This is a genomic window from Gluconacetobacter takamatsuzukensis (genome assembly GCF_014174275.1).
GTDB classification, from domain to species: domain Bacteria; phylum Pseudomonadota; class Alphaproteobacteria; order Acetobacterales; family Acetobacteraceae; genus Gluconacetobacter; species Gluconacetobacter takamatsuzukensis.
The window spans coordinates 104,089-124,594 of sequence record NZ_JABEQK010000010.1 but is presented as its reverse complement, the minus strand read 5'-3'; the positions used below and the strand labels follow the sequence as shown (position 1 = coordinate 124,594).

Below are 20,506 nucleotides of genomic sequence, written 5' to 3'. Positions count from 1 at the left end.
GCTCCGTCTCTCATCTCAATGGGACGCGGCGACCGGTGGGGCCGGAAGCGTCGCGCGGACGGCGGCGGCTTTCTTCTCCAGGTCGGTCCAGGGCGGCAGGGTGGTGCGGGTGCGGCGCAGATAGGCGGCCAGGCGCGCCAGGTCGGCATCGGTCAGCGCGTGGTAGAAGCTGGGCATGGTGATGCCTTCCTGCCCTTCCTCGGTGCCGATGCCGCGCAGGATGACCTGGTAGAGATTGGTCGGCTCGTCCAGCCACAGCGCGTTGTTCAGCGCCAGTTCGGGGCGGCCCAGCACCGGCTGCGCGCCGGTATTGGCATGGCAGGCCGAGCACGCGCCCTGGTAGAGCCGGGCATCGGGGTCGGAGGTCTGCGGCGTCGTCAGGTCGCGGGTCGAGCTGGCCATCGCCGTCGCCAGATGCTGGGCGTCGCCGGGCTGGCGGGCGTCGGCATGGTCGATATTGGCCAGGTAGTGGGCGATGGCGTGGACGTCGGATTCCGGCATCTCGCTCAGCCCGCCATGGACCACGGGGGACATCGGGCCGGCCGCGCTGCCGTGCAGCGGGGCGACGCCGTAGCGCAGATACTGGAAGAACTCGTTTTCCGTCCAGGTGACGGGGGTGGGGTTGGTGGCGTTGAGCGGCGGGGCGATCCAGTTGTCGACCGGGGCACCGTCATAGGGGGCGCTTGCCTTTTCGGCACCCATCGCGTTGCGCGGGGTGTGGCAGGCGCTGCAATGGCTCAGCCCCTCGGCCAGGTAGGCGCCGCGATTCCACTGGGCGTCATGCGCCGGGTCGTTGGTGTAGGCGCCCGGGTGCAGGAACAGCAGCTTCCAGCCGGCCTGGAGTATGCGCATGTCGAACGGGAAGGGCAGCGTGTTCTCGCGCTTGACCGAGTGCACCGGCTTCTGCGCCATCAGATACGCATAGACGTCGGCGATGTCGCCGTCGGTCATGTGCGTGAAATGATCGAACGGGAAGGCGGGGAACAGGTTGGCGCCGTCGCGCGACACGCCCTGGCGCATGGCGCGGGTGAAGGCGGCCAGCGACCAGCGGCCGATGCCCGTCTGGGCGTCGGGCGTGATGTTGCTGGAATAGATGGTGCCGAACGGCGTGGCCATGGCGTAGTCGCCGGCCAGGGGCACGCCCTGCTGCCCGTCGCGCCGTGTATGGCATTCCGCGCAATAGCCGCCGGCGGCCAGCACGCGCCCGCGCTCGACACTGTCGGCGGAGAAGCTGGAGGCGGCCGGGGGCGCGATCGGGGCGATGGCGGGGTGCAGCGCATAGGCCAGGAAGCCGATGCCGGCGACCGCGCCGAGGCCGGCCGCGCCGGCCGCAAGGCGCAGGATGGCGGTGCGGCCGATCATGAATAACTGGTGGACGGAAGCCGCATGTCGTCACCCCTCTGTCATGCGCGGTGGCAGGTCGCCGTGTGTGCGGACATCGGGGGGTGGAAACGGGTTTCCGCCCCCTCGTCCGTCTTGTGCCGGGCGGCCCCTATTATGGAGCCGCCCGGCAGCCTGCAACCTGGCAGGAAGCATTGTGACAAAAGATTAATCAATAAACCGTGAATTTTAACAATCACAAATTATTGATCATTTCATCACAGACGGAGGGTTGACGGTCAGTGAGCCTCCGGCAGCGCGTAGGCTACCACGTAATCGCCCAGCTTGGTGCCGAACGAACCGTGGCCGCCATCGGCGGTGACGATGAACTGACGCCCGCCGACCGCATAGCTCATCGGGGTCGACTGGCCGCCCGCGGGCAGGCGGTCCTGCCAGAGCTGGTGGCCGGTGGTGACGTCATAGGCGCGGATATAATAATCGGCCGTCGAGGTCAGGAACGCGACGCCGCCCGCCGTGGTCAGCGGACCGCCCAGGCTGGGGATGCCCACCTTGAAGGGCAGGGGGATCGGGGCGCTGTCGCGGATCGTGCCGTTGCGGTGCATCCACACGATCTTGTTCGTCGCCAGGTCGATCCCGGCCATGTAGCCCCAGCCCGGCTTCTTGCACGGCAGGCCCAGCGGCGACAGGAACGGGTTCAGCGTCACGCCGTAGGGCACGCCAAACTGCGGCTGGACGCCGGTTTCCGAGCCCGAGGGGCTGGAATTGTCCGGCGAGGCCGGGTTGGACGGGCCACGCGGGATCAGGCGCGAGACGAAGGGGATGGCGATGGGGTTGGCGATGGCGATCTGCCGCTGCGGATCGACCGCCAGCCCGCCCCATTCGAACATGCCCAGATTGCCCGGGAACACCAGCGTGCCCTGCAGCGACGGCGGGGTGAACGGCCCCTCGTAGCGCAGCTGGTGGAACATGATCCGGCACATCAGCTGGTCGAACATCGTGCCGCCCCACATGTCCGCGCCCGTCAGGTTGTTCTTGGGGCGGAAGGTCAGCTCGGAGAAGGGCTGGGTGGGGGAGAGATGGTCGCCCGGGGCCGGGCCCTGCGGCACCCTGGTTTCCGGCGCCGGGACGATGGGCGTGCCGGTGCGGCGGTCCAGCACGAAGATGTTGCCGGTCTTGGCCGGGGCGTAGAGCGCCGGCACGATGTCGCCGCCCGCCGTGCGGATGTCGACCAGGCTGGGCTGGGCGGGGATGTCCATGTCCCACAGGTCATGATGCACGGTCTGGTAGGACCAGGAGAGCTTGCCGGTATCGGCGTTCAGCGCCACGATCGCGCTGGCATAGCGCTCGGCGTCCGCGCTGCGGTTGCCGCCCCAGATATCGGGGGTCTGCACGCCCATCGGGATGTAGATCAGGTTCAGTTTCGGGTCGTAGGACGACACGATCCAGGAATTGGGCGAGTTGGGGACGAAATGGTGCGTCTCGGACGGCATTTCGTTCGGGTCGGGGTTGCTGGGGTCGAAGGCCCAGATCAGCTGGCCGGTATAGACGTCGAAGCCGCGCGTGACGCCCGAGGGCTCGTGCGTCGAGTAATTGTCCATCACCGCGCCCGAGACGATGACGGCCTTGTCGGTCACGACCGGGGGGGACGTCGCCTCGTAGAAGCCCGGGGTCTTGACCGTCATGTGCTCCTGGAGGTCGATCACGCCGTTATCGCCGAAATGGGCGCAGCGGTCGCCGGTTTCGGCATCCAGCGCGTACAGATGGCCGTCATTGGTCGGCAGGAAGATGCGGCGCGGGCAGTCGATCGGGGCCTGCGCGCCGTCGATCGTCTCGGCGCCCGGCTGGGTCTCGTGGTACGACACGCCGCGGCAGGTCATGTGCTGGAAGGTGGCGTTGTACGCGATCTTGGGATCGAACTTCCACTTCAGCTTGCCGGTCGCGGCATCCAGCGCGAACAGGATCTGGTGGGGCGAGCACAGATAGACCGTGTCGCGGATCTTGATCGGCGTGACCTCGTCGGTGAATTCGCCCGGGTCGTCCGGCCGCTTCATGTCGCCGGTGCGGAACACCCAGGCCACTTTCAGGTCGTGCACGTTGGCCGGCGTGATCTGCTTCAGCGGGGTGAAGCGGTCGCCGAACTGGGTGCGGCCATAGGCCTGCCAGTCCTCGTCGGGCATCGCGGCGGCGTCGCCCGGGGTCGGCGCGTTGGCGGCGAGCTGGGGCAGCGCGCCCGCGATGTCCTGCGGGTCCTGCATCAGGGCGGCGGCGACGACGGCGATGGCGGCCACCACCGAGGCGCGCAGCGGCAGCACGCCCGCGACGCCGGCCGGGCCCAGATGGCGCGTGACCGGCGGCAGCAGCAGCCAGATGCCCAGCGGCACCAGCACGTCGCCGCGCGGGGCCAGGGCCCAGAAATCGAAGCCGGCTTCCTTCACCGCCCAGATCATCGTGCCGATCAGCAGGGCGGCGAACACCCACAGGGCCTCGCGTCGTCCACGGAACAGCAGCCCCGCCGTGACCAGCATCGCCAGTCCGGCGATGACGTAATAAGGCGACCCGCCGAGTGCGACGAGCCAGGCGCCCCCGCCCAGCAGATACAGGCCGATCAGGATGAATATCCCGGCGGTAATGGTAAGCACGGGAGGCGTCCCGTTTCGATTTTTCATGAACTATCCGATAACTGTTAAAAAACGGATCGCGAATTCGCGACGGGCTCGGGGTCGTCGCGATCACGGCGGCCATGCGGTGCGTAACAACGTTTCAACGCGATGTGAAACGATATCAACTTTCTGTGTCGCCGTGGACCTCGCCGGAGGTCAGGTTTCGGGGGTCGATTCCGGGGGGCTGACGAGCGGGCGGAGGCACGCGCGGGTGCCCCCTGCACGCAGGGCGGCGCGGGTGTGGGCGAACAGGTCCACGAAGGCGGGATGGTCGCGCAGGCCCCAGCCGGCGAACACCGACATGTCCAGCGCCTTCGCCGGGTCCTCGTCGGCTGCCAGGGCCAGGTCCTGGGGCGTCAGGTGGGGTTCGTGGATGTCGTACGTGGCGCCGTTATCGTCGTGGCCACGCAGATATTCGGCGAAGCAGGACAGCAGGAAGGCGATGCGCGAGGCATCCGCCCCCCGTGCCAGCGTGCCCTCGGCCGTGGGGCGGACGAAGAGCGGCAGTTTCGACGCGCTGTCGGAGGCGATGCGCGGCAACTGGTCGCTGATCGCCACGTTGCCGAAGCGGCGCAGCAGCCGGGCCGCGTAGTCGCGCAGTTCCATGCCCGGGGGGGCCTGGAGCAGGGGCTCGGCATCCTGGGCCAGATACTGTTCCAGCAGCGCCACGATGTCGGGATTGTGCATGATGTCGCTGACGATGCGGTAGCCCATCAGCATGCCCGGCAGGCCCAGCATGGAATGCGAGGCGTTGAGCATGCGCAGCTTGACCTGCTCGTAGGGCGTGACGTCGCCGGTGAACAGCACGCCGGCATCCTCCAGCGGCGGGCGGCCGGCGCAGAAATCGTCCTCGATCACCCACTGGATGAAATCCTCGCAGAAGACGGGCACGCGGTCGTCGACCCCGCTGCCGGCGTCCAGCCGCGCGATGTCCAGCGGGCCCACCGCCGGGGTGATGCGGTCGACCATGGTGCTGGGAAAGGTGACGTGGGCCTCGATCCACTCGGCCAGCCCGGCATCGCGGGCGCGGGCCCAGGTCAGGAACGCGGTGCGGGCGACGCGGCCGTTATGCGGCAGGTTGTCGCAGGACAGGATGGTGAACGGGCCGGTGCCGGCCTCGCGGCGCAGGCGCAGGGCCTCGGTCACCAGGCCGAAGACGGTGTGGGGCACCGGGCGGGCCAGGTCCTCGGCGATCGCGGGGTGGTCGAGCTGGAAGCGGCCGGTCTCGTCCACATAATAGCCGCCCTCGGTGACGGTCAGGCTGACGATGCGGATCGCCGGGTCGGCCAGGCGACGGATGGCCGCCGCGCGGTCGGCGGGGGCGTGCACATACTCCACGATCGAGCCGACGAAGCGCACCGTGTCGGGCGCGTCGGCCGGGCATTCGGTCAGGGTGTAGAGCCCGTTCTGCGCCAGCAGGGCCTCGGCCTTGGCGCGTTCGTGCGCGTCGTCCATCACGCCGACGCCCAGGATGCCCCATTGCGCGTTGCCCGGCCGCGCCAGCACGCGGTCGATATAGACGGCCTGGTGCGCGCGATGGAAATTGCCGACGCTGAGATGCGCGATGCCGGGGCGCACGGCCCCGCGATCGTAGGGCGGGACCAGCACGGCCGGGGGCACCGGGCCGAAAGGGGGGAGGACGGACATGGGGGATGATCCCTGGTTGATGGCGGGTCGGCAGGCCGGCAGCGTGTCGGCCCCGCGGCTTCGAGGGTGAATCCCGTCATTGCGGGTCGAAAGAGGGAACGCAAGGCTTGATTGCGGGGCGGGCTTTGTCTATAGGCAGCGCCTGTTCGCGCGTCCGGGCCTGAAATGGGCATGCCCGGCCGTGACTGCTGCCTGACCGCTCGCGCGGTCGCAGCCCGCAGAATTGAAGGAGATGAAAATGCCCAAGATGAAGACCAAGTCGTCGGTCAAGAAGCGGTTCAAGATCACCGCGACCGGCAAGGTGCTCGCCGGGCCGGGCAACAAGCGCCACGGCCTGATCAACCGCTCGCAGAAGATGAAGCGCACCAACCGCGGCTCGCAGACCCTGACCGAAATGGACGGGAAGACTGTGAAGCAGTGGGCGCCCTACGGGCTGGCATAAGGAGCACCTGAACCATGGCACGTGTCAAACGGGGCGTCACGACGCACGCCCGTCACAAGAAGGTCCTCGAGCTCTCCAAGGGCTTCCGCGGCCGGTCTTCGACCAACTACCGCATCGCGCTCGAGCGTCTCGAGAAGTCGCTGCAGTATGCGTATCGCGACCGCCGGAACAAGAAGCGCGATTTCCGCGCCCTGTGGATCCAGCGCATCAATGCCGCCGTGCGCGAGCATGGCCTGACCTACAGCAAGTTCATCTTCGCGCTGGACAAGGCCGGGATCGAGATCGACCGCAAGGTGCTGGCCGCCATCGCCTATGACGATGCCGCCTCCTTTGCCGAGATCGTGAAGAAGGCGCAGGCTGCTCTCGCAGCTTGATCGCTCCTTTACGGTGGTGATCGGAAACGGGCTGCCCCGCAAGGGGCGGCCCGTTCTGCATTTGGGGGGTTTATTCCCGCCGTCGGAGCCTGTATCCGCGCAGGTCTCGGGTCCATCACCCCCCTCTACTCTATCGCGTGTCTGTTTCCAGCGAGGTGCCATGAGCGACGATCTCGAAATCCTGCGGCAGGAGACGCTGGCCGCGCTGGCGGGTGCCGGCGACCGGCGGGAATGGGATGCCGTGCGTGTGGGCACGCTGGGCAAGTCGGGCCGGCTGACCGGCCTGCTGAAGGAACTGGGCCGCATGTCGCCCGAGGAGCGCAAGCTGCGCGGCGGGGCGCTGAACCGCCTGCGCGACGACCTGTCGCGCGCCATCGAGGAGCGGGGGGCGGAGATCGAGGCCGCGATCCTGAACGCGCGCCTGGCCGCCGAACGGGTGGACGTGACGCTGCCCGCGCGGCCCGAATCGCAGGGCTCCATCCACCCGATCAGCCGCACGATGGAGGAGATGGCCGCCATTTTCGGCGCCATGGGCTTCAAGGTGGCGGAAGGGCCGGATATCGAGACCGACTGGCACAATTTCTCGGCCCTCAACACGCCCGACCATCATCCGGCGCGCACCGACCAGGATACGTTCTACCTGCCCGCCGGGCAGGGCAGCGGGCGCGAGCGCGTGCTGCGCACCCAGACGTCGGGCGTGCAGATCCGCACCATGCTGGGCGAGGAGCCGCCGATCCGCATCATCGCGCCGGGGCGGACCTATCGCGCCGACCATGACGCCACCCATTCGCCGATGTTCCATCAGTGCGAGGGGCTGGTGATCGACCGGGGGATCACGCTGGCCCATCTGAAGGGCTGCCTGACCGATTTCCTGCGCGCCTATTTCGGCCAGCCCAGCCTGCCGGTGCGGTTCCGGGCGTCGTATTTCCCGTTCACCGAGCCGTCGATGGAGGTCGATATCGGCTGGTCGCGCAAGACCGGCGAGATCGGCGGCGGCGGCGACTGGCTGGAGGTCCTGGGCTCGGGCATGGTGCATCCGCGCGTGCTGGCCAATTGCGGGCTGGACCCGCGCGAATGGCAGGGCTTCGCCTTCGGGATGGGGATCGAGCGCCTGACCATGCTGCGCCACGGAATCCCGGACCTGCGTTCGTTCTACGAGAGCGACGTGCGCTGGCTGCGCCATTACGGCAGCAGCCCGCTGTCGCCGGCCCTGCTGCATGAAGGTCTGTGATCGATGAAGTTCACCCTGTCCTGGCTGCGCGACCATCTGGACACCAGCGCCACGGTCGATGAGATCTGCGCCAAGCTGAACACGATCGGGCTGGAGGTCGAGGGCGTCGAAGACCCCGGCGCCACGCTGGCCCCCTTCCGCACCGCCCGCATCATCGAGGCCGTGCAGCACCCCAATGCCGACCGGCTGCGCGTCTGCCGCGTCGATGCCGGGCCGGGCTTCGAGGAGGTGCAGGTGGTCTGCGGCGCGCCGAACGCCCGCACCGGCCTGTCGGTGATCTTCGCGCCGCCGGGCACCTGGGTCCCGGGTTCGGACATCACCATCAAGGCCGGGTCGATCCGGGGCGAGGCCAGCGGCGGCATGCTGTGCTCGCTGCGCGAGCTGGGTCTGGGCGAGGACCATGACGGCATCGCCGAGCTGCCCGAGGGTACGCCCACCGGCCAGTCCTATGCCGATTTCGCCGGGCTGAACGATCCGGTGATCGAAATCGCGGTGACGCCCAACCGGGGCGACGCGCTGGCGGTGCGCGGCATCGCCCGCGACCTGGCGGCGGCGGGGCTGGGGCATCTGCGCCCCTGGCTGGCCGAGACCGTGGAAGGCACTTTCGACTCGCCCGTGACCTGGGCCAACGATTTCCCCGAGGCCTGCACGTGGGTGCTGGGGCGCACCGTGCGCGGCGTGCGCAACGGGCCTAGCCCGGACTGGTTGCAGAAGCGGCTGCGGGCGATCGGGCTGCGGCCGATCTCGGCCCTGGTGGACATCACCAATTTCTTCGCCTTCGACCTGGGCCGGCCGCTGCATGTGTTCGATGCCGACCGGGTGACGGGCGGGCGGCTGACGGTCTGCCGTGGGGCGGGCGAGAGCTTTCGGACGCTGGACGGGCGCGACATCGTGGTCTCGCCCGAGGATTGCGTGATTGCCGATGCCGCCGGGGTGCAGTCGCTGGCCGGCATCATGGGTGGCGAGGCGACGGGTGCCACCGACGAGACCACGAATGTCTTCGTGGAATGCGCGCTGTTCGACCCGGTGCGGATCGCGCTGAGCGGTCGGCGGCTGAGCCTGCATTCCGACGCACGGCACCGGTTCGAGCGCGGGGTGGACCAGGCGCTGCCGGTGGCGGCGCTTGAAGCGGCGACGCGGATGATCGTCGAACTGTGCGGCGGCGAGGCCAGCGAGGTCGTGTCGGCCGGCGAGGCGCCGGCCTGGCAGCGCGAGGCGCATCTGCGCTTCGCGCGGATCGCCGGGCTGGGCGGGCTGGACGTGCCGGCGGACGAGGCCGTGGCCTCGCTGGAGGCGCTGGGCTTCGAGGTCCGCGAACGGGATGACGCGCGGGTGGTGGTCGACGTGCCGTCGTGGCGCAACGACATCGCCATGAAGATGGTGCTGGACCAGGCGCCGGATCTTTCGGCCGAGCGGGCCTTCGCCGCCGCCGAGGGGGCCGTGGCCGTCGATTCCGAGTGCGACCTGATCGAGGAAATCCTGCGCCTGCGCGGGCTGGATTCGATCCCGCCCGTGTCGCTGCCCGCGCTGTCGGCCGTGCCGCTGCCGGCGCTGACGCCGCGCCAGACGCGCACCGCCACGGCGCGGCGCGTGCTGGCGGCGCGCGGGCTGATGGAGACGGTGGCCTATTCCTTCGCCGCGCAGGAAGCCTGCGCGCGCTTCGGCGCCGTGCCCGAGAGCCTGCGCCTGCTGAACCCGATTGCCGCCGACCTGGACCAGATGCGCCCGACGCCGCTGGTCAACCTGCTGGCGGCCGTGGAGCGCAATACGGCGCGGGGCTATCCGGACCTGGGCCTGTTCGAGGTCGGGCCGGGCTTCGGCGAGGGTGGGCAGAGCCAGATCGCGGCGGCGCTGCGCAGCGGGCACGCGCCGCGCGCGCCCGGCCGGCCGGCCGACCCGGTCGACCTGTGGGATGCCAAGGCCGATGCGCTGGCGATCCTGGCGGCGCTGGGCGCGCCGATCGAGGGCATCAGCGTGACCGCCGATGCGCCGGGCCATTATCATCCCGGCCGCTCCGGCGTGCTGCGGCAGGGGCCGAAGATCGTGCTGGGCGTGTTCGGCCAGCTGCATCCCGCGCTGCTGGCGGGGCGGGGGTTGGACCGGCCGGTGGTGGGGTTCGAACTGTTCCTCGACGCCATTCCCGACCCCAAGCGGCGGCGCCGGGCCGCGCCCGAGCTTTCGCCCTTCCAGCCGGTGCAGCGCGATTTCGCCTTCGTCGTCGGGCGCGACGTGACGGCCGAATCGGTGCTGCGCGCGGCGCGCGGGGCCGAGCGGACGCTGATTTCCGCCGTGCGGCTGTTCGATGTCTATGAGGGCGACAAGGTGCCCGAGGGCAGCAAGTCGCTGGGTGTGGAAGTGACGTTGCAGCCGACCCGCGGCAGCCTGACCGACGCCGAGATCGACGCCGTGTCCGGCGCCGTGGTGGCGGCGGTGCAGAAGGCCTGCGGCGCCGTGCTGCGGGGCGAAGGCTAGCCCGCATGGGCGGGGCCGCGCCGGGGCGCACGGTCTGGCTGCTGGCCGGCGAGGCCAGCGGCGACGTGCTGGGGGCGCGCCTGATGGATGCGCTGCGCAGGCTGGACCCGACGCTGCGTTTCGCCGGGGTCGGCGGCACGCGGATGGAGGCGGCGGGGCTGCGCAGCCTGTTTCCGCTGCGCGACCTGGCGGTGATGGGGCTGGTGGAAGTGCTGCCCCGGCTGCGCCATCTGTCGCGCCGGCTGGACCAGGCCGTGGCGGATATCGCCGCGACGCGGCCCGACCTGGTGGTGACGATCGACAGCCCCGGCTTCGCCCTGCGGCTGCTGCGCCGCATCGCGGATCTGGGCATTCCGCGCGTGCATTATGTCGCGCCGCAGGTCTGGGCGTGGCGCGAGCACCGGGTGCGGGAATTCCCCGGCCTGTGGGAGCGCCTGCTGTGCCTGCTGCCGTTCGAGCCCGGTTTTTTCGGCCGCCATGGGCTCGATGCCCGCTTCGTGGGCCATCCGGTGCTGCAATCCGGGGTCGACCGGGGCGATGGCGCGGCCTTTCGGGCGCGGCACGGCATTGCCGCCGACACCCCCGTGCTGATCCTGATGCCCGGCAGCCGCCGGTCCGAGGCGCCGCGCCTGCTGCCGGTGCTGGGGCGCACGCTGCGCATCCTGATGGCGACCTGCCCGGGCATCGTGCCCGTGGTCCCGGTCTCGCCCGTCGTGGCGGACGTGGTGCGGCGCGGGGTGGCCGACTGGCCGCTGCGGCCCATCGTGGTGACGGACCTGGCGGACAAGCACGATGCCTTCGCGGCGGCGGGGGCGGCGCTGACCAAATCGGGGACCTCGACGCTGGAACTGGCGCTGGCCGGGGTGCCGATGGCCGTGACCTATCGCGTCAACCCGATCACGGCGGCACTGGCAAGGCGGCTGATCCGCGTGCCCTATGTCGCCATGGTCAACCTGCTGGCCGGGCACCGGCTGGTGCCCGAACTGTTGCAGGAACGCTGCCGGCCCGACCTGCTGGCGGCCACGGTGCACCGGCTGCTGACCGACGGGCACAGCGCCGCCCTGCAACGGGCCGGCTTTCGCGCCGTCACCGCCACCCTGGCCGCGCCGAAGGGCGACCCGGACGATGCGGCGGCGGCCGAACTGATGGCGGTGCTGGACGCGGCGGGGTCGGTGTCGGGGATATAAGCCTCGGGGCGCTGCCCTGCGGCGGGCTCTCTCAGGCTTCGATTTTTGCCTGGAGCATTGTCGAGATCGTTTCGAACGGCTCGAAGGAAAAGAGGATCTCGATCGGGACGTCGAAGGCCCGGGCGATCTTCATCGCCAGTTCCAGGCTGGGTGCGTAGTCGCCCCGTTCCAGAAAACCGATCGTCTGCGGGTTGACGGCCACCCGCTCCGCAAGGGCCTTGCGCGTCCATCCCCGTTCGGCCCGGAAGAGTCCGATCCGGTTGAACAGGCCCATGCATGGCGTGGGGCGGGGTGTGGGGGCCGGGTGCGGGCGATGACGGCGCGCGGCTGGGGCGGGCGACGAAATCGATCGGTTCATGATCTGCTGTCCCTGTTCTGCTTTCCTGCGCAGACAAGTCTACATCATGGTGGACAGCTTATATCGCATTGTCTTGTAATGGTTTTTCTGGAAGGGGCGTTTCCGCCTGTCCGGTTGCGGACGGAGTGTCCGGAACCGGACGGGGCCGGTGCGCGCGTCAAGACGACGCGCGTGGTCTCACTGTTTTGCGGAACCGGCGGGGGCGGGGGGCGGGGAGGCCGTGCCGCCTTCGACCGTGGTGTGCAGGGCCGTGAAGGCCGAATAGATGGTGTAGACGCCAAGGCCGAGGGTGGCGGCGAACAGGATGGCGAGAAAGGCGATCTTGCCGCGGGGCGAGGGGTCGGGCGTGGTCATCGGGGGAACCTGCGTGTGAGAGAAGACACGGTCAGCCGCGCCCGTAGAGGGTATCGGCCGAAACCAGCGGCGCGCTGGTCTCGACCAGTCCTTCGGGGCGCATGGCGTTGAAGAAGCAGCTTCGCCGGCCGGTATGGCAGGCGACCCCGGTCTGGTCGACCAGCAGCAGCACCGCGTCGCGGTCGCAATCCAGGCGGGCATCGACCAGTTTCTGCACCTGGCCGGAGGTCTCGCCCTTGCGCCACAGGCCGCCGCGGCTGCGCGAATAATAACAGACGCGGCCGGTGCGCAATGTTTCGTCCAGCGCCGCGCGGTTCATCCACGCCAGCATCAGGATTTCGCCCGTATCGTGCTGCTGGGCGATGGCGGCGACCAGGCCCGCGGCGTCGAAGCGCACGGTGTCGAGCATGGCGGCACGGACGGCCTCGGCGGGGGCGGTGTAGGGGGTGGCGTCGGTCATGGCGGCACAACACTCCATGGCGCGGCCCCTGTCCAGCAGGGGCCGCACGCGCTGCTCATTCCGCCGGCGCGTCGGCGTCGGGCAGGGTCAGCCAGTCGGGCAGGCGCACCTGCACCGAATGGCCGGCTTCGGTCGTCAGCTCGCCGCTGCGATGCGCCAGGCGCACCATGGCCAGCCCCTGCCCGTCGCGGGAGGAGGCCATGTGCCCGGCCTCCTTCCCCGCCTGGAGCAGCGGCGTGCCGGGCGGCGGCAGGGCGGCGCCCATGACCGGCAGCAGCTTGCGCTTGACCAGTCCGCGATAGCGGGTGCGGGCGGTCAGTTCCTGGCCCATATAGCAGCCCTTGGTCCAGGAAATGCCGTTCAGAAGCTCGAAATTCGCTTCCAGCAGCAGGGTCTTGCCCTCTTCGCAGTCGCGCGAGCCGTCGGGCAGGCCCAGCGCCAGCCGGTGGGCGTCGTAGGCGGCGTGGTCGGCCGCGCCCTCGGCCGGGCGGGGCAGTAGCAGGCGCCAGCCGGCCTCGGTCAGGCGCGGGTCGGGGGCGCCGATGGTGGAATCGATCATCGGGGGGACGGCGCCCCAGGCGGCGTGGACGGCAAAGCCGGTCTCGTCGATCGAGACGTCGGAGCGCAGGCGGTAGCGCAGCAGGCGCTGGCGCAGCATGCCGGCCTGCGCGGCCTCGCAATCCACCAGCAGGCGCGCGCCGTCGGGATCGGCGAACAGGAAGAAATCGGCCACCCAGCGGCCCTGCGCCGTCAGCAGCGCGGCCCAGACCGCGCGGCCGGGGATGGCCTGGGTGACGTCGTTGGACACCAGCCCCTGGAGGAAGCTGTGCCGGTCGAGGCCGGAGATGGCCAGAACGGCGCGGTCCGGGAGGTGGGCGAGATGTGTCGGGTCAACCATGGGCCTGATCCTACAGTCCTTGCGCCGGTCTGGAAATGCGGGTGGGCGGGCGCGTTCGGTGGGTCTGATGTGTGTTCTGCCGGCCGGTTGGGGAAGAGGGGACGATTTCGCCGGGGCGTGCGATAGGCTAGGCTGGGGCGGCATGCGTATCCTGTTCATCACCTCCACGCGTCTGGGCGACGCGGTGCTGTCCACCGGGCTGCTGGATGTCCTGCTGGCGCGCTACCCGCACGCGCGCTTCACCATCGCCTGCGGGCCGGTGGCGGCGGGGCTGTTCGCGGCGATGCCCCGGCGCGAGCGCACCATCGTCGTGACCAAGCAGAAATACGACCTGCACTGGCTGGCGCTGTGGCGCGCCTGCGTCGGGACGCGGTGGGATCTGTGCGTGGACCTGCGGGGCTCGGCGGTCACGCTGGTGCTGGCCGCGCGGCGGCGGGCGATCATGCGCGGCGGGCGGCGGCAGGGGGCGCGCATCGCGCATCTGGGCCAGGTGCTGGGCCTGTCGCCGCCGCCCTTGCCCGTGATGTGGATGGGCGCGGCCGATCGCACGCTGGCCCGGACGATGCTGCCCGATGGGCCGCGCTGGCTGGCGCTGGCGCCGACGGCGAACTGGGCGGGCAAGGTGTGGCCGGCCGACCGTTTCATCGCGCTGGCCCATGCCCTGCGGGCCCGGTGGCCGGACATGCGGCCCGTGATCCTGTACGGCCCCGGCGAGACCGAGCGGCGGATGGCCGAGCCGGTGCTGGCCGCGCTGCCCGATGCCGTCGATGCCGGCGGCGGGCTGGCCCTGCCGCAGGTGGCGGCGCTGCTGGCGCGGTGCGCGGGGTTCGTGGGCAACGATTCGGGGCTGATGCATCTGTCGGCGGCGGTGGGCACGCCGACGCTGGGGCTGTTCGGGCCCAGCCGCATGTCGGAATACGGCCCGGTCGGGCGCCGGGCGCGCGGCATCGCGGCGCCGGGGCCGGAGGGGCAGGCCCCCATCGCCGGGCTGGCGGTCGCGCCGGTGGTGGCGGCGGCGGTGGACCTGCTGGGGCTGGACGCGCCCGTGCCTGCCCCCCTGATGGACGTGCCCGCGTGAAGACGATCCTGGTCTATCGCGACCGGCTGTTGCCGCGTTCGGAACATGCCTTCATGCGGCGGCAATATATCGGGTTCCGCTCCCTGCGCCCCTGCTGGGTCGGCTGCCGGCGGGATGCGCCGCCGCCCGCCCTGCCGGGCGGCCTGCGGTTTATGGGCGGCAGCGGGCCGTTGCGGCCGGTGCGGCAGGCCGCGTTCAAGCAGTTCGGCTGGGGCGCGGCGCGCGATGTGGCCGACCTGGCGCCGGTGCTGGTGCATGCGCAGTTCGGGCGCGGCGGCGCGCTGGCCCTGCCGATGGCCCGGGCGCTGGGCGTGCCGCTGGTGGTGACGTTTCACGGCGGCGATGCCTTCAAGGACCGGCATTATCGCTGGAGCGTGCCGCCGGCCATTTTCCGCCGGCGCTGGCGGGCGCTGCAAGCCTATGCGTCGCTGTTCGTCTGCGTTTCGGAAGGCGTGCGCGACAAGCTGCTGGAGCGGGGGGTGCGGCCCGAGCTGCTGGAGGTGATCCCGATCGGGGTGGAGCCCGCCGCCCCGGCCAGCGGGCCGGCCGAGCAGTTCGTGTTCGCCGGGCGGTTCGTGGACAAGAAGGGTGTGTCGACGCTGATCGACGCGCTGCGGATGCTGGCGGGGCGCGGGCTGGCGCCGCCGGTGGTGCTGGCGGGGGATGGGCCGCTGCTGCCCGCGATGCGGGATTATGCGGCGGGGCTGGACCATCTGCGCTTTACCGGGTGGCTGCCGGCGGCGGACCTGGCGGCGAGGATGGACCGGGCGATTGCGCTGCTGGTGCCCAGCGTGGTCTCGGCCGGCGGCGACCGCGAGGGGTTGCCCAGCGTGGCGGTGGAGGCGCTGGCGCGCGGCGTGCCGGTGATCGGGTCCGACCAGTCGGGGCTGGAAACGGTGCTGGACCGGCTGGGGGCCGGGATCGTGGTGCCCGCCGCCGACCCGGCTGCGCTGGCGGATGCCATGCAGGCCATGCTGGCGCCCGGCGTGCGCGACGGGCTGGCGGACGGCGCGTTGCAGACGGTGCGGGAATCGTTCAGCGCGGCCGCCCAGTCGGCCCGGCTGGAGGCACGGCTTCTGTCGCTGCTGTAGGCCCGGCGCCCACGGTCAGGCGCTGCCCCTGTTCGGCGATGACGAAGCGGACATCCTGCAATCCGTCGCGCGCCGCGTCGCGGAGCAGGTCGCGGCGGATGGCCTCCTGCGGCGCGGGGCCCGTGGCCAGGCTGGCCTTGACGTGGCCGATCAGCACCGTCAGCCCGCGCAGGGTATCGGGGCCGCCCGCCCGGCGCGCCAGGTCGCGCAGCGTGTCGGCCACCCAGGCCGGGGTCATGTGGCCGAACAGCAGCCGGTCGGGGCGGGTATCGTCGTACGAGGCCTCGATGATAATGGCCTTCAATCGGTGCGCGGCGAGCTGCGGGCCGACGGCGCGCCACAGATCGTCCAGCCTGTGCCCGCCCTCGACCGCGTCGGGCCCGGTATCGCCCAGATACAGGATCGCGGCCCCGTTGGCCGCCAGCAGGAAGGCGGTGGAGTCGATGCCGCCATGGCTCAGCGGCCAGGCGGTGACGGTCATCGCCGTGTCGGGCACCGGGTCCGCCCGGCCCGGCACCAGCGGGCGGTAATGGTATTTTCCCAATGTGGGGGGCGGGCCGGCATCGCCGAAATTCGGCCAGATGCGCCAGTTGAACAGATGCGCCGACAGGTCGTGCAGCGTGGCGGGCAGGGCGTAGATCGGTTTGGGCCCGTCATCGGGCGAGGCGATGACCAGCCCCGCCACATGGTCCAGATGCGCGTGGCTGAGCAGATAGGCGCGGATGGTGTGGGCCAGCACGTAGCCGGGACGGGTCAGGCCGGTGCCGGGGGGCACCGCGACGTCGTCCAGCGCCCCGGCCCGGTCGGCCGCGACCAGCCCGGCCGTCACGGTGCCTGCGTCGCACAGGATCGCCCGGTCGTCGCCCGTGGGCCGGATCATGTAGGCGCTCAGATTGCCGTCCAGCATGCCGCCGCGCGCGCCCAGCACCGTCACGACGAAGCCGGGGGCCGGCGTGGCGGCCGGTGCGGGGGATGGCAGGAACGGGAAAGAGGCCAGAAGGAGAAAGGCCGGAAGGAGAAAGGGTAGTCCTGGTTTCATCGCCATGCGGCCCATGCCTGATGCGCGTTCGCTCGCCGATAGTGCCTGTGGGCTGGATACGAACGTACGTTTTTTTGAATTGTCCATCCCGGGCCGATAGCCTCAGGGATACCGGCGGACAGGAACGGGGGGAAGCCACGCGCATGACGAGCGAACTGATTGCGGCCCTGCGCGCGCGACTGGGGGACGAGCGGGTGTCGACCGCCGAATCCGTCCGCGAGCAGCACAGCCATGGCGAGGGCCATCATGCGCCCAGCATGCCGGCGGCGGTGGTGTTCGCGCAGAGCACCGACGACGTGGCGCAGACGCTGGCGCTGTGCAACGCGCATCGGGTGCCGCTGGCCGCCTTCGGCGCCGGGACCTCGCTGGAAGGGCACGTCAATCCGCCGGAAGGCGGGATCAGCCTCGACCTGTCGCGGATGACCGAACTGCTGTCGGTCAATCCGCAGGACATGGATTGCCGGGTGCAGGCCGGCATCACCCGGCAGGCGCTGAACCAGATCCTGCGCGATACCGGGCTGTTCTTCCCCGTCGATCCGGGTGGCGAGGCCACCATCGGCGGCATGTGCGCCACCCGGGCCTCGGGCACCGCGGCGGTGCGCTACGGCACGATCCGCGAGAATGTGCTGGGGCTGACGGCGGTGCTGGCCGACGGGCGGGTGATGCGCACCGGCGGGCGGGTGCGCAAATCCGCGACCGGGTACGACCTGACGCATCTGCTGATCGGCTCGGAAGGCACGCTGGGGGTGATTACGGAAATCCAGTTGCGGCTGCATCCGATTCCCGAAACCATCGCTGCCGCCGTGGTGCAGTTCGAAACCCTGTCCGACGCCGTTGCCACCGCCATCGACATCCTGCAATTCGGCGTGCCCATCGGGCGGCTGGAATTGCTGGACGAGGTGCAGATGGATGCCAGCATCCGCTATTCCGGCCTGACGGGGCTGCGCGCGCTGCCCACGCTGTTTCTCGAATTCGTCGGTGGTCCCGAGGCGGTGCGCGAGCAGATCGCGGTGGTGGAGGCCATCGTGTCCGATCGCGGCGGGCTGGGCTTCGACTGGCATACCGATCCGGACCAGCGCGCCGCCCTGTGGCGCGCGCGGCATCATGCGTACTGGGCCTGCCTGGCCTATCGGCCGGGCTACAGCGCCATGACCACCGATGCGATCGTGCCGATTTCGGTGCTGGCGGAACTGGTGGCCGGGGTAAAGGAGGATATCGCGGAATCCGGCCTGACCGCGCCCATCGTCGGGCATGTCGGGGACGGCAATTTCCACACCATCATCCTCGTGCCGCCCACGCCGGAGGGGCTGGCGCAGGCCTGGGCGCTGGACCGGAAGATCGTGCGCCGCGCGCTGGCGCTGGGCGGGTCGTGCAGCGGCGAGCACGGGATCGGGCTGGGCAAGCGCGAGTTCATGGCCGACGAGCACGATCCGGTGGCGCTGGAGGTGATGCGGGGGTTCAAGAAGACGATGGATCCGAATGGGATCCTTAATCCGGGGAAGATGCTTTAGGCGTTCTTTTTTGAAAAAAAGAACCAAAAAACCTTGATTCGTTCAGGAGTTTTTTGCCGGGCCACGCGATGGTCCTGAACGGATCAAAGTCTTTTTGCTTTTTTTTCGTAAGACAAAGGAAGAGACCTTTTTACTCCAGCCCATCATCTTCACGGGTCTCCACCTCCCACAGCCCATCGATTTCCCCGAGCTTCTCGATCAGGCGCGAGATCGGGCGCTTGCCTTTGACCTCCATGAACAGGGTCACGGCTGAGGGGCGTGGGTCCGAGCGTTCGGTCTGGTGGCTGCTCAGCCGGACCTGTTCGATCGTGAAGCGGCACTGGGTGCAGCAGAGCAGGATGGTGCGCAGCAGGCCGCGGCCGTCTTCGTAGACCAGGCGCAGGACCGTGCCGTTCTTGCGGTTGGCGGGGAGGCGGCCGATGATCTTGGGGAAGCCGAACATGATGACGAAATGGCCGATGGTGGTGGCGACGGCGAGGGCCGGCAGGCCCGCCCCGCAGGCCATGCCCAGCGCGGCGGTCAGCCACACCGAGGCCGCCGTGGTCAGGCCGCGCACCACGTCGCGCCGCATGAAGATCACGCCGCCGCCGATGAAGCCGATGCCCGAGACGATCTGGGCGGCGATGCGCGACGGGTCCACGACCACGATCTGCGGGCGCAGCACGTCGTTGAACCCGTATTTGGAGACCAGCATGAACAGGGCGGCGGCCACGCCGACCAGGGTGTAGGTGCGCACGCCGGCACTTTTCTGCCGGACCTCGCGCTCGATGCCGATCAGGGCCGACAGGACGAAGGCCAGGGCCAGTTCCCCGAGCTGAAGCCAGCCTTGCCCGTACAATGAGACCATGCGCCGCTCCTGACGGGGCCGCCCTGTTTCCGCCTGCCCTGGGGGAAACGCGCCGGAGGCGCGTTGAATGCCACACGGGCGACCGATTTTACGAAAAATCCCGCGTCGGGTGAAGGGCTGGGGATCGCTGCGCGGTCTTGCCGCGTATGTCCCGAAAGGAGTACGTCGCGGAGAAAGACAGGCTGCGAGGGACCGATGCATTACGACCTGATCATCCGTAATGGGACATGCGTGCTGCCGTGGGGCGAGGCGCGGACCGATATCGGCGTGCGGGCGGGGCGGATCGCCAGCCTGTCGGTTGTGGCGGCGGATGAGGCGGACGAGGTGATCGATGCCGCCGGGCTGCATGTGCTGCCGGGGCTGATCGACCCGCATGTGCATCTGCGCGATCCGGGCGATGCGTCGGTCGAGAGCATCCCGACCGGCACCCGGGCGGCGGCGCTGGGGGGGGTGACGACGGTGTTCGACATGCCCAACACCGCGCCCTCGATCACCGATGGCGACATGCTGCGCTGGAAGCAGGAATATGCCTCGCGGGAAAGCTGGGTCGATTTCGCGATGTATATCGGCGCCACGCGCGCCAATACGCCGCGCCTGGGTGAATATGAAGACTATGACGGCGTGTGCGCGATCAAGGTCTTTGCCGGATCGTCGACCGGCGACCTGATGATCGAGGACGACGAGGGCATCCGCCAGGTGCTGGAGCACGGGCACCGGCGCGTGGCCTTTCATTCCGAGGACGAATATCGGCTCCAGGACCGGAAGAAGCTGCTGACCGAGGGCATGTCGTACGACATGCACCCGTTCTGGCGCGACGAGGAATGCGCGTTCCTGGGCACGCGGCGGATCGTGGGGCTGGCGCGGCGGGCGCGGCGGCCGGTGCATATCCTGCACACCTCGACCGCCGAGGAACTGGACTGGCTGGCCGGGCATCGCGATGTCGCCACCGTCGAGGTGCTGGTGAACCACCTGACGCAGGTGGCGCCGGATTGCTACGAGACGCTGGGGGCGCTGGCGGTGATGAACCCGCCGATCCGCGACCGGCGGCATTACGAGGCCTCGTGGGAGGCGGTGCGCGACGGCATGGTGGACACGATCGGCTCGGACCACGCGCCGCATTCGCTGGCGGCGAAGGCGAAGCCCTGGCCCGCGACCCCGGCCGGGCTGACGGGCGTGCAGACGCTGGTGCCGGTGATGCTGGACCATGTGAATGCCGGGCGCCTGTCGCTGGGCCGGATGGTGGACCTGATGGCGGCGGGGCCGGCGCGGGTCTACGGCTTGCAGGCCAAGGGGCGGATCGCCATGGGGTACGATGCCGACTTCACGCTGGTCGACCTGGCGGCGAAGCGGCGCATCACCAACGACTGGATCGCCACCCCGGCGGGCTGGACGCCGTTCGACGGCATGGCGGTGACGGGCTGGCCGATGGCGACGATCGTGCGCGGGCAGGCGGTGATGCGCGAGGACACGATCCTGGGCGCGCCCGCGGGCCGGCTGGCGCATTTCGCGCCCTGAT

18 protein-coding genes are annotated in these 20,506 nt (G+C 70.0%); 9 read left to right on the top strand and 9 right to left on the bottom strand.

Annotated elements, in window-relative coordinates:
* Nucleotides 1–15: 15 nt before the first annotated feature.
* From HLH27_RS13270 to HLH27_RS13260, 3 genes are all read right to left on the bottom strand, one after another.
* Entirely contained in the window at nt 16–1,362 is a 1,347-nt protein-coding gene (locus HLH27_RS13270) for a c-type cytochrome (RefSeq protein WP_182950514.1), read from the bottom strand.
* 257 nt (nt 1,363–1,619) lie between these two features.
* Entirely contained in the window at nt 1,620–4,007 is a 2,388-nt protein-coding gene (locus tag HLH27_RS13265; protein WP_182950513.1) for a glucose/quinate/shikimate family membrane-bound PQQ-dependent dehydrogenase, read from the bottom strand.
* A 150-nt stretch (nt 4,008–4,157) separates the two neighbouring features.
* Nucleotides 4,158–5,648: a mannitol dehydrogenase family protein gene (locus tag HLH27_RS13260; RefSeq protein ID WP_182950512.1), complete on the bottom strand. Its 1,491-nt coding sequence runs from the start codon at nt 5,646–5,648 to the stop codon at nt 4,158–4,160.
* Between the two features lie 238 nt (nt 5,649–5,886).
* On the opposite strand from HLH27_RS13260, the gene rpmI reads away from it, so the two are divergent.
* The 5 genes from rpmI to lpxB all read left to right on the top strand — a co-directional run bounded on the left by rpmI (nt 5,887) and on the right by lpxB (nt 11,354).
* On the top strand, nt 5,887–6,090 hold the full coding sequence (gene rpmI / locus HLH27_RS13255) for a 50S ribosomal protein L35 (protein WP_114729229.1): 204 nt from the start codon (nt 5,887–5,889) through the stop codon (nt 6,088–6,090).
* 14 nt (nt 6,091–6,104) lie between these two features.
* Entirely contained in the window at nt 6,105–6,464 is a 360-nt protein-coding gene (gene rplT / locus HLH27_RS13250) for a 50S ribosomal protein L20 (protein WP_182950511.1), read from the top strand.
* A 160-nt stretch (nt 6,465–6,624) separates the two neighbouring features.
* Nucleotides 6,625–7,695 (top strand): phenylalanine--tRNA ligase subunit alpha, encoded by a 1,071-nt coding sequence (gene pheS / locus HLH27_RS13245; RefSeq protein WP_182950510.1) that lies wholly within the window; start codon nt 6,625–6,627, stop codon nt 7,693–7,695.
* Nucleotides 7,696–7,698: 3 nt separating this feature from the next.
* Nucleotides 7,699–10,167 (top strand): phenylalanine--tRNA ligase subunit beta, encoded by a 2,469-nt coding sequence (pheT, locus tag HLH27_RS13240; RefSeq protein ID WP_182950509.1) that lies wholly within the window; start codon nt 7,699–7,701, stop codon nt 10,165–10,167.
* Nucleotides 10,168–10,172: 5 nt separating this feature from the next.
* On the top strand, nt 10,173–11,354 hold the full coding sequence (gene lpxB / locus HLH27_RS13235; RefSeq protein WP_182950508.1) for a lipid-A-disaccharide synthase: 1,182 nt from the start codon (nt 10,173–10,175) through the stop codon (nt 11,352–11,354).
* A gap of 31 nt (nt 11,355–11,385) precedes the next feature.
* Here the strand turns inward: lpxB and HLH27_RS13230 are convergent, their stop codons facing one another.
* The 4 genes from HLH27_RS13230 to ygfZ form a co-directional block, all read right to left on the bottom strand.
* Complete coding sequence (locus HLH27_RS13230) at nt 11,386–11,712, bottom strand: helix-turn-helix transcriptional regulator (protein WP_246375881.1); 327 nt, start codon at nt 11,710–11,712, stop codon at nt 11,386–11,388.
* A gap of 177 nt (nt 11,713–11,889) precedes the next feature.
* Nucleotides 11,890–12,066, bottom strand: coding sequence for a hypothetical protein (locus HLH27_RS13225; protein ID WP_182950507.1), 177 nt, complete (start codon nt 12,064–12,066; stop codon nt 11,890–11,892).
* A gap of 31 nt (nt 12,067–12,097) precedes the next feature.
* Entirely contained in the window at nt 12,098–12,526 is a 429-nt protein-coding gene (gene hisI, locus HLH27_RS13220; protein ID WP_182950506.1) for a phosphoribosyl-AMP cyclohydrolase, read from the bottom strand.
* Between the two features lie 55 nt (nt 12,527–12,581).
* The gene (ygfZ, locus tag HLH27_RS13215; RefSeq protein ID WP_182950505.1) at nt 12,582–13,424 is read right to left on the bottom strand and encodes a CAF17-like 4Fe-4S cluster assembly/insertion protein YgfZ; all 843 of its coding nucleotides are present in this window, start codon (nt 13,422–13,424) and stop codon (nt 12,582–12,584) included.
* Nucleotides 13,425–13,566: 142 nt separating this feature from the next.
* Between ygfZ and HLH27_RS13210 the strand changes: the two genes are divergently transcribed.
* Both HLH27_RS13210 and HLH27_RS13205 read left to right on the top strand, forming a co-directional pair.
* On the top strand, nt 13,567–14,502 hold the full coding sequence (locus HLH27_RS13210; RefSeq protein WP_182950504.1) for a glycosyltransferase family 9 protein: 936 nt from the start codon (nt 13,567–13,569) through the stop codon (nt 14,500–14,502).
* Nucleotides 14,499–15,593 (top strand): glycosyltransferase, encoded by a 1,095-nt coding sequence (locus tag HLH27_RS13205; RefSeq protein ID WP_182950503.1) that lies wholly within the window; start codon nt 14,499–14,501, stop codon nt 15,591–15,593. The genes HLH27_RS13210 and HLH27_RS13205 overlap by 4 nt, the downstream gene beginning before the upstream one ends.
* Here the strand turns inward: HLH27_RS13205 and HLH27_RS13200 are convergent.
* Complete coding sequence (locus HLH27_RS13200) at nt 15,538–16,638, bottom strand: MBL fold metallo-hydrolase (RefSeq protein ID WP_246375880.1); 1,101 nt, start codon at nt 16,636–16,638, stop codon at nt 15,538–15,540. The two genes, HLH27_RS13205 and HLH27_RS13200, sit on opposite strands and share 56 nt — an antisense overlap.
* Nucleotides 16,639–16,775: 137 nt before the next feature.
* Between HLH27_RS13200 and HLH27_RS13195 the strand changes: the two genes are divergently transcribed.
* On the top strand, nt 16,776–18,143 hold the full coding sequence (locus HLH27_RS13195) for an FAD-binding oxidoreductase (RefSeq protein ID WP_182950502.1): 1,368 nt from the start codon (nt 16,776–16,778) through the stop codon (nt 18,141–18,143).
* Between the two features lie 130 nt (nt 18,144–18,273).
* Here the strand turns inward: HLH27_RS13195 and HLH27_RS13190 are convergent, their stop codons facing one another.
* A complete protein-coding gene (locus tag HLH27_RS13190; protein WP_182950501.1) occupies nt 18,274–18,990 on the bottom strand; it encodes an MgtC/SapB family protein in 717 nt (238 codons plus the stop codon).
* 195 nt (nt 18,991–19,185) lie between these two features.
* Here HLH27_RS13190 and HLH27_RS13185 point away from each other — a divergent pair, with 195 nt between their 5' ends.
* Entirely contained in the window at nt 19,186–20,505 is a 1,320-nt protein-coding gene (locus HLH27_RS13185) for a dihydroorotase (RefSeq protein WP_182950500.1), read from the top strand.
* Nucleotide 20,506: the final 1 nt, after the last annotated feature.

Excerpts from the sequence above, each read along its gene's own strand:
- HLH27_RS13185 (WP_182950500.1), top strand. The coding sequence starts at position 19,186 with ATGCATTACGACCTGATCATCCGTAATGGGACATGCGTGCTGCCGTGG.
- pheT (WP_182950509.1), top strand. The coding sequence starts at position 7,699 with ATGAAGTTCACCCTGTCCTGGCTGCGCGACCATCTGGACACCAGCGCC.
- ygfZ (WP_182950505.1), bottom strand. The coding sequence starts at position 13,424 with ATGGTTGACCCGACACATCTCGCCCACCTCCCGGACCGCGCCGTTCTG.
- HLH27_RS13195 (WP_182950502.1), top strand. The coding sequence starts at position 16,776 with ATGACGAGCGAACTGATTGCGGCCCTGCGCGCGCGACTGGGGGACGAG.
- rplT (WP_182950511.1), top strand. The coding sequence starts at position 6,105 with ATGGCACGTGTCAAACGGGGCGTCACGACGCACGCCCGTCACAAGAAG.
- HLH27_RS13225 (WP_182950507.1), bottom strand. The coding sequence starts at position 12,066 with ATGACCACGCCCGACCCCTCGCCCCGCGGCAAGATCGCCTTTCTCGCC.
- hisI (WP_182950506.1), bottom strand. The coding sequence starts at position 12,526 with ATGACCGACGCCACCCCCTACACCGCCCCCGCCGAGGCCGTCCGTGCC.
- HLH27_RS13270 (WP_182950514.1), bottom strand. The coding sequence starts at position 1,362 with ATGATCGGCCGCACCGCCATCCTGCGCCTTGCGGCCGGCGCGGCCGGC.
- lpxB (WP_182950508.1), top strand. The coding sequence starts at position 10,173 with ATGGGCGGGGCCGCGCCGGGGCGCACGGTCTGGCTGCTGGCCGGCGAG.
- HLH27_RS13190 (WP_182950501.1), bottom strand. The coding sequence starts at position 18,990 with ATGGTCTCATTGTACGGGCAAGGCTGGCTTCAGCTCGGGGAACTGGCC.
- HLH27_RS13265 (WP_182950513.1), bottom strand. The coding sequence starts at position 4,007 with ATGAAAAATCGAAACGGGACGCCTCCCGTGCTTACCATTACCGCCGGG.
- pheS (WP_182950510.1), top strand. The coding sequence starts at position 6,625 with ATGAGCGACGATCTCGAAATCCTGCGGCAGGAGACGCTGGCCGCGCTG.
- HLH27_RS13200 (WP_246375880.1), bottom strand. The coding sequence starts at position 16,638 with ATGGCGATGAAACCAGGACTACCCTTTCTCCTTCCGGCCTTTCTCCTT.
- rpmI (WP_114729229.1), top strand. The coding sequence starts at position 5,887 with ATGCCCAAGATGAAGACCAAGTCGTCGGTCAAGAAGCGGTTCAAGATC.
- HLH27_RS13230 (WP_246375881.1), bottom strand. The coding sequence starts at position 11,712 with ATGAACCGATCGATTTCGTCGCCCGCCCCAGCCGCGCGCCGTCATCGC.
- HLH27_RS13260 (WP_182950512.1), bottom strand. The coding sequence starts at position 5,648 with ATGTCCGTCCTCCCCCCTTTCGGCCCGGTGCCCCCGGCCGTGCTGGTC.
- HLH27_RS13210 (WP_182950504.1), top strand. The coding sequence starts at position 13,567 with ATGCGTATCCTGTTCATCACCTCCACGCGTCTGGGCGACGCGGTGCTG.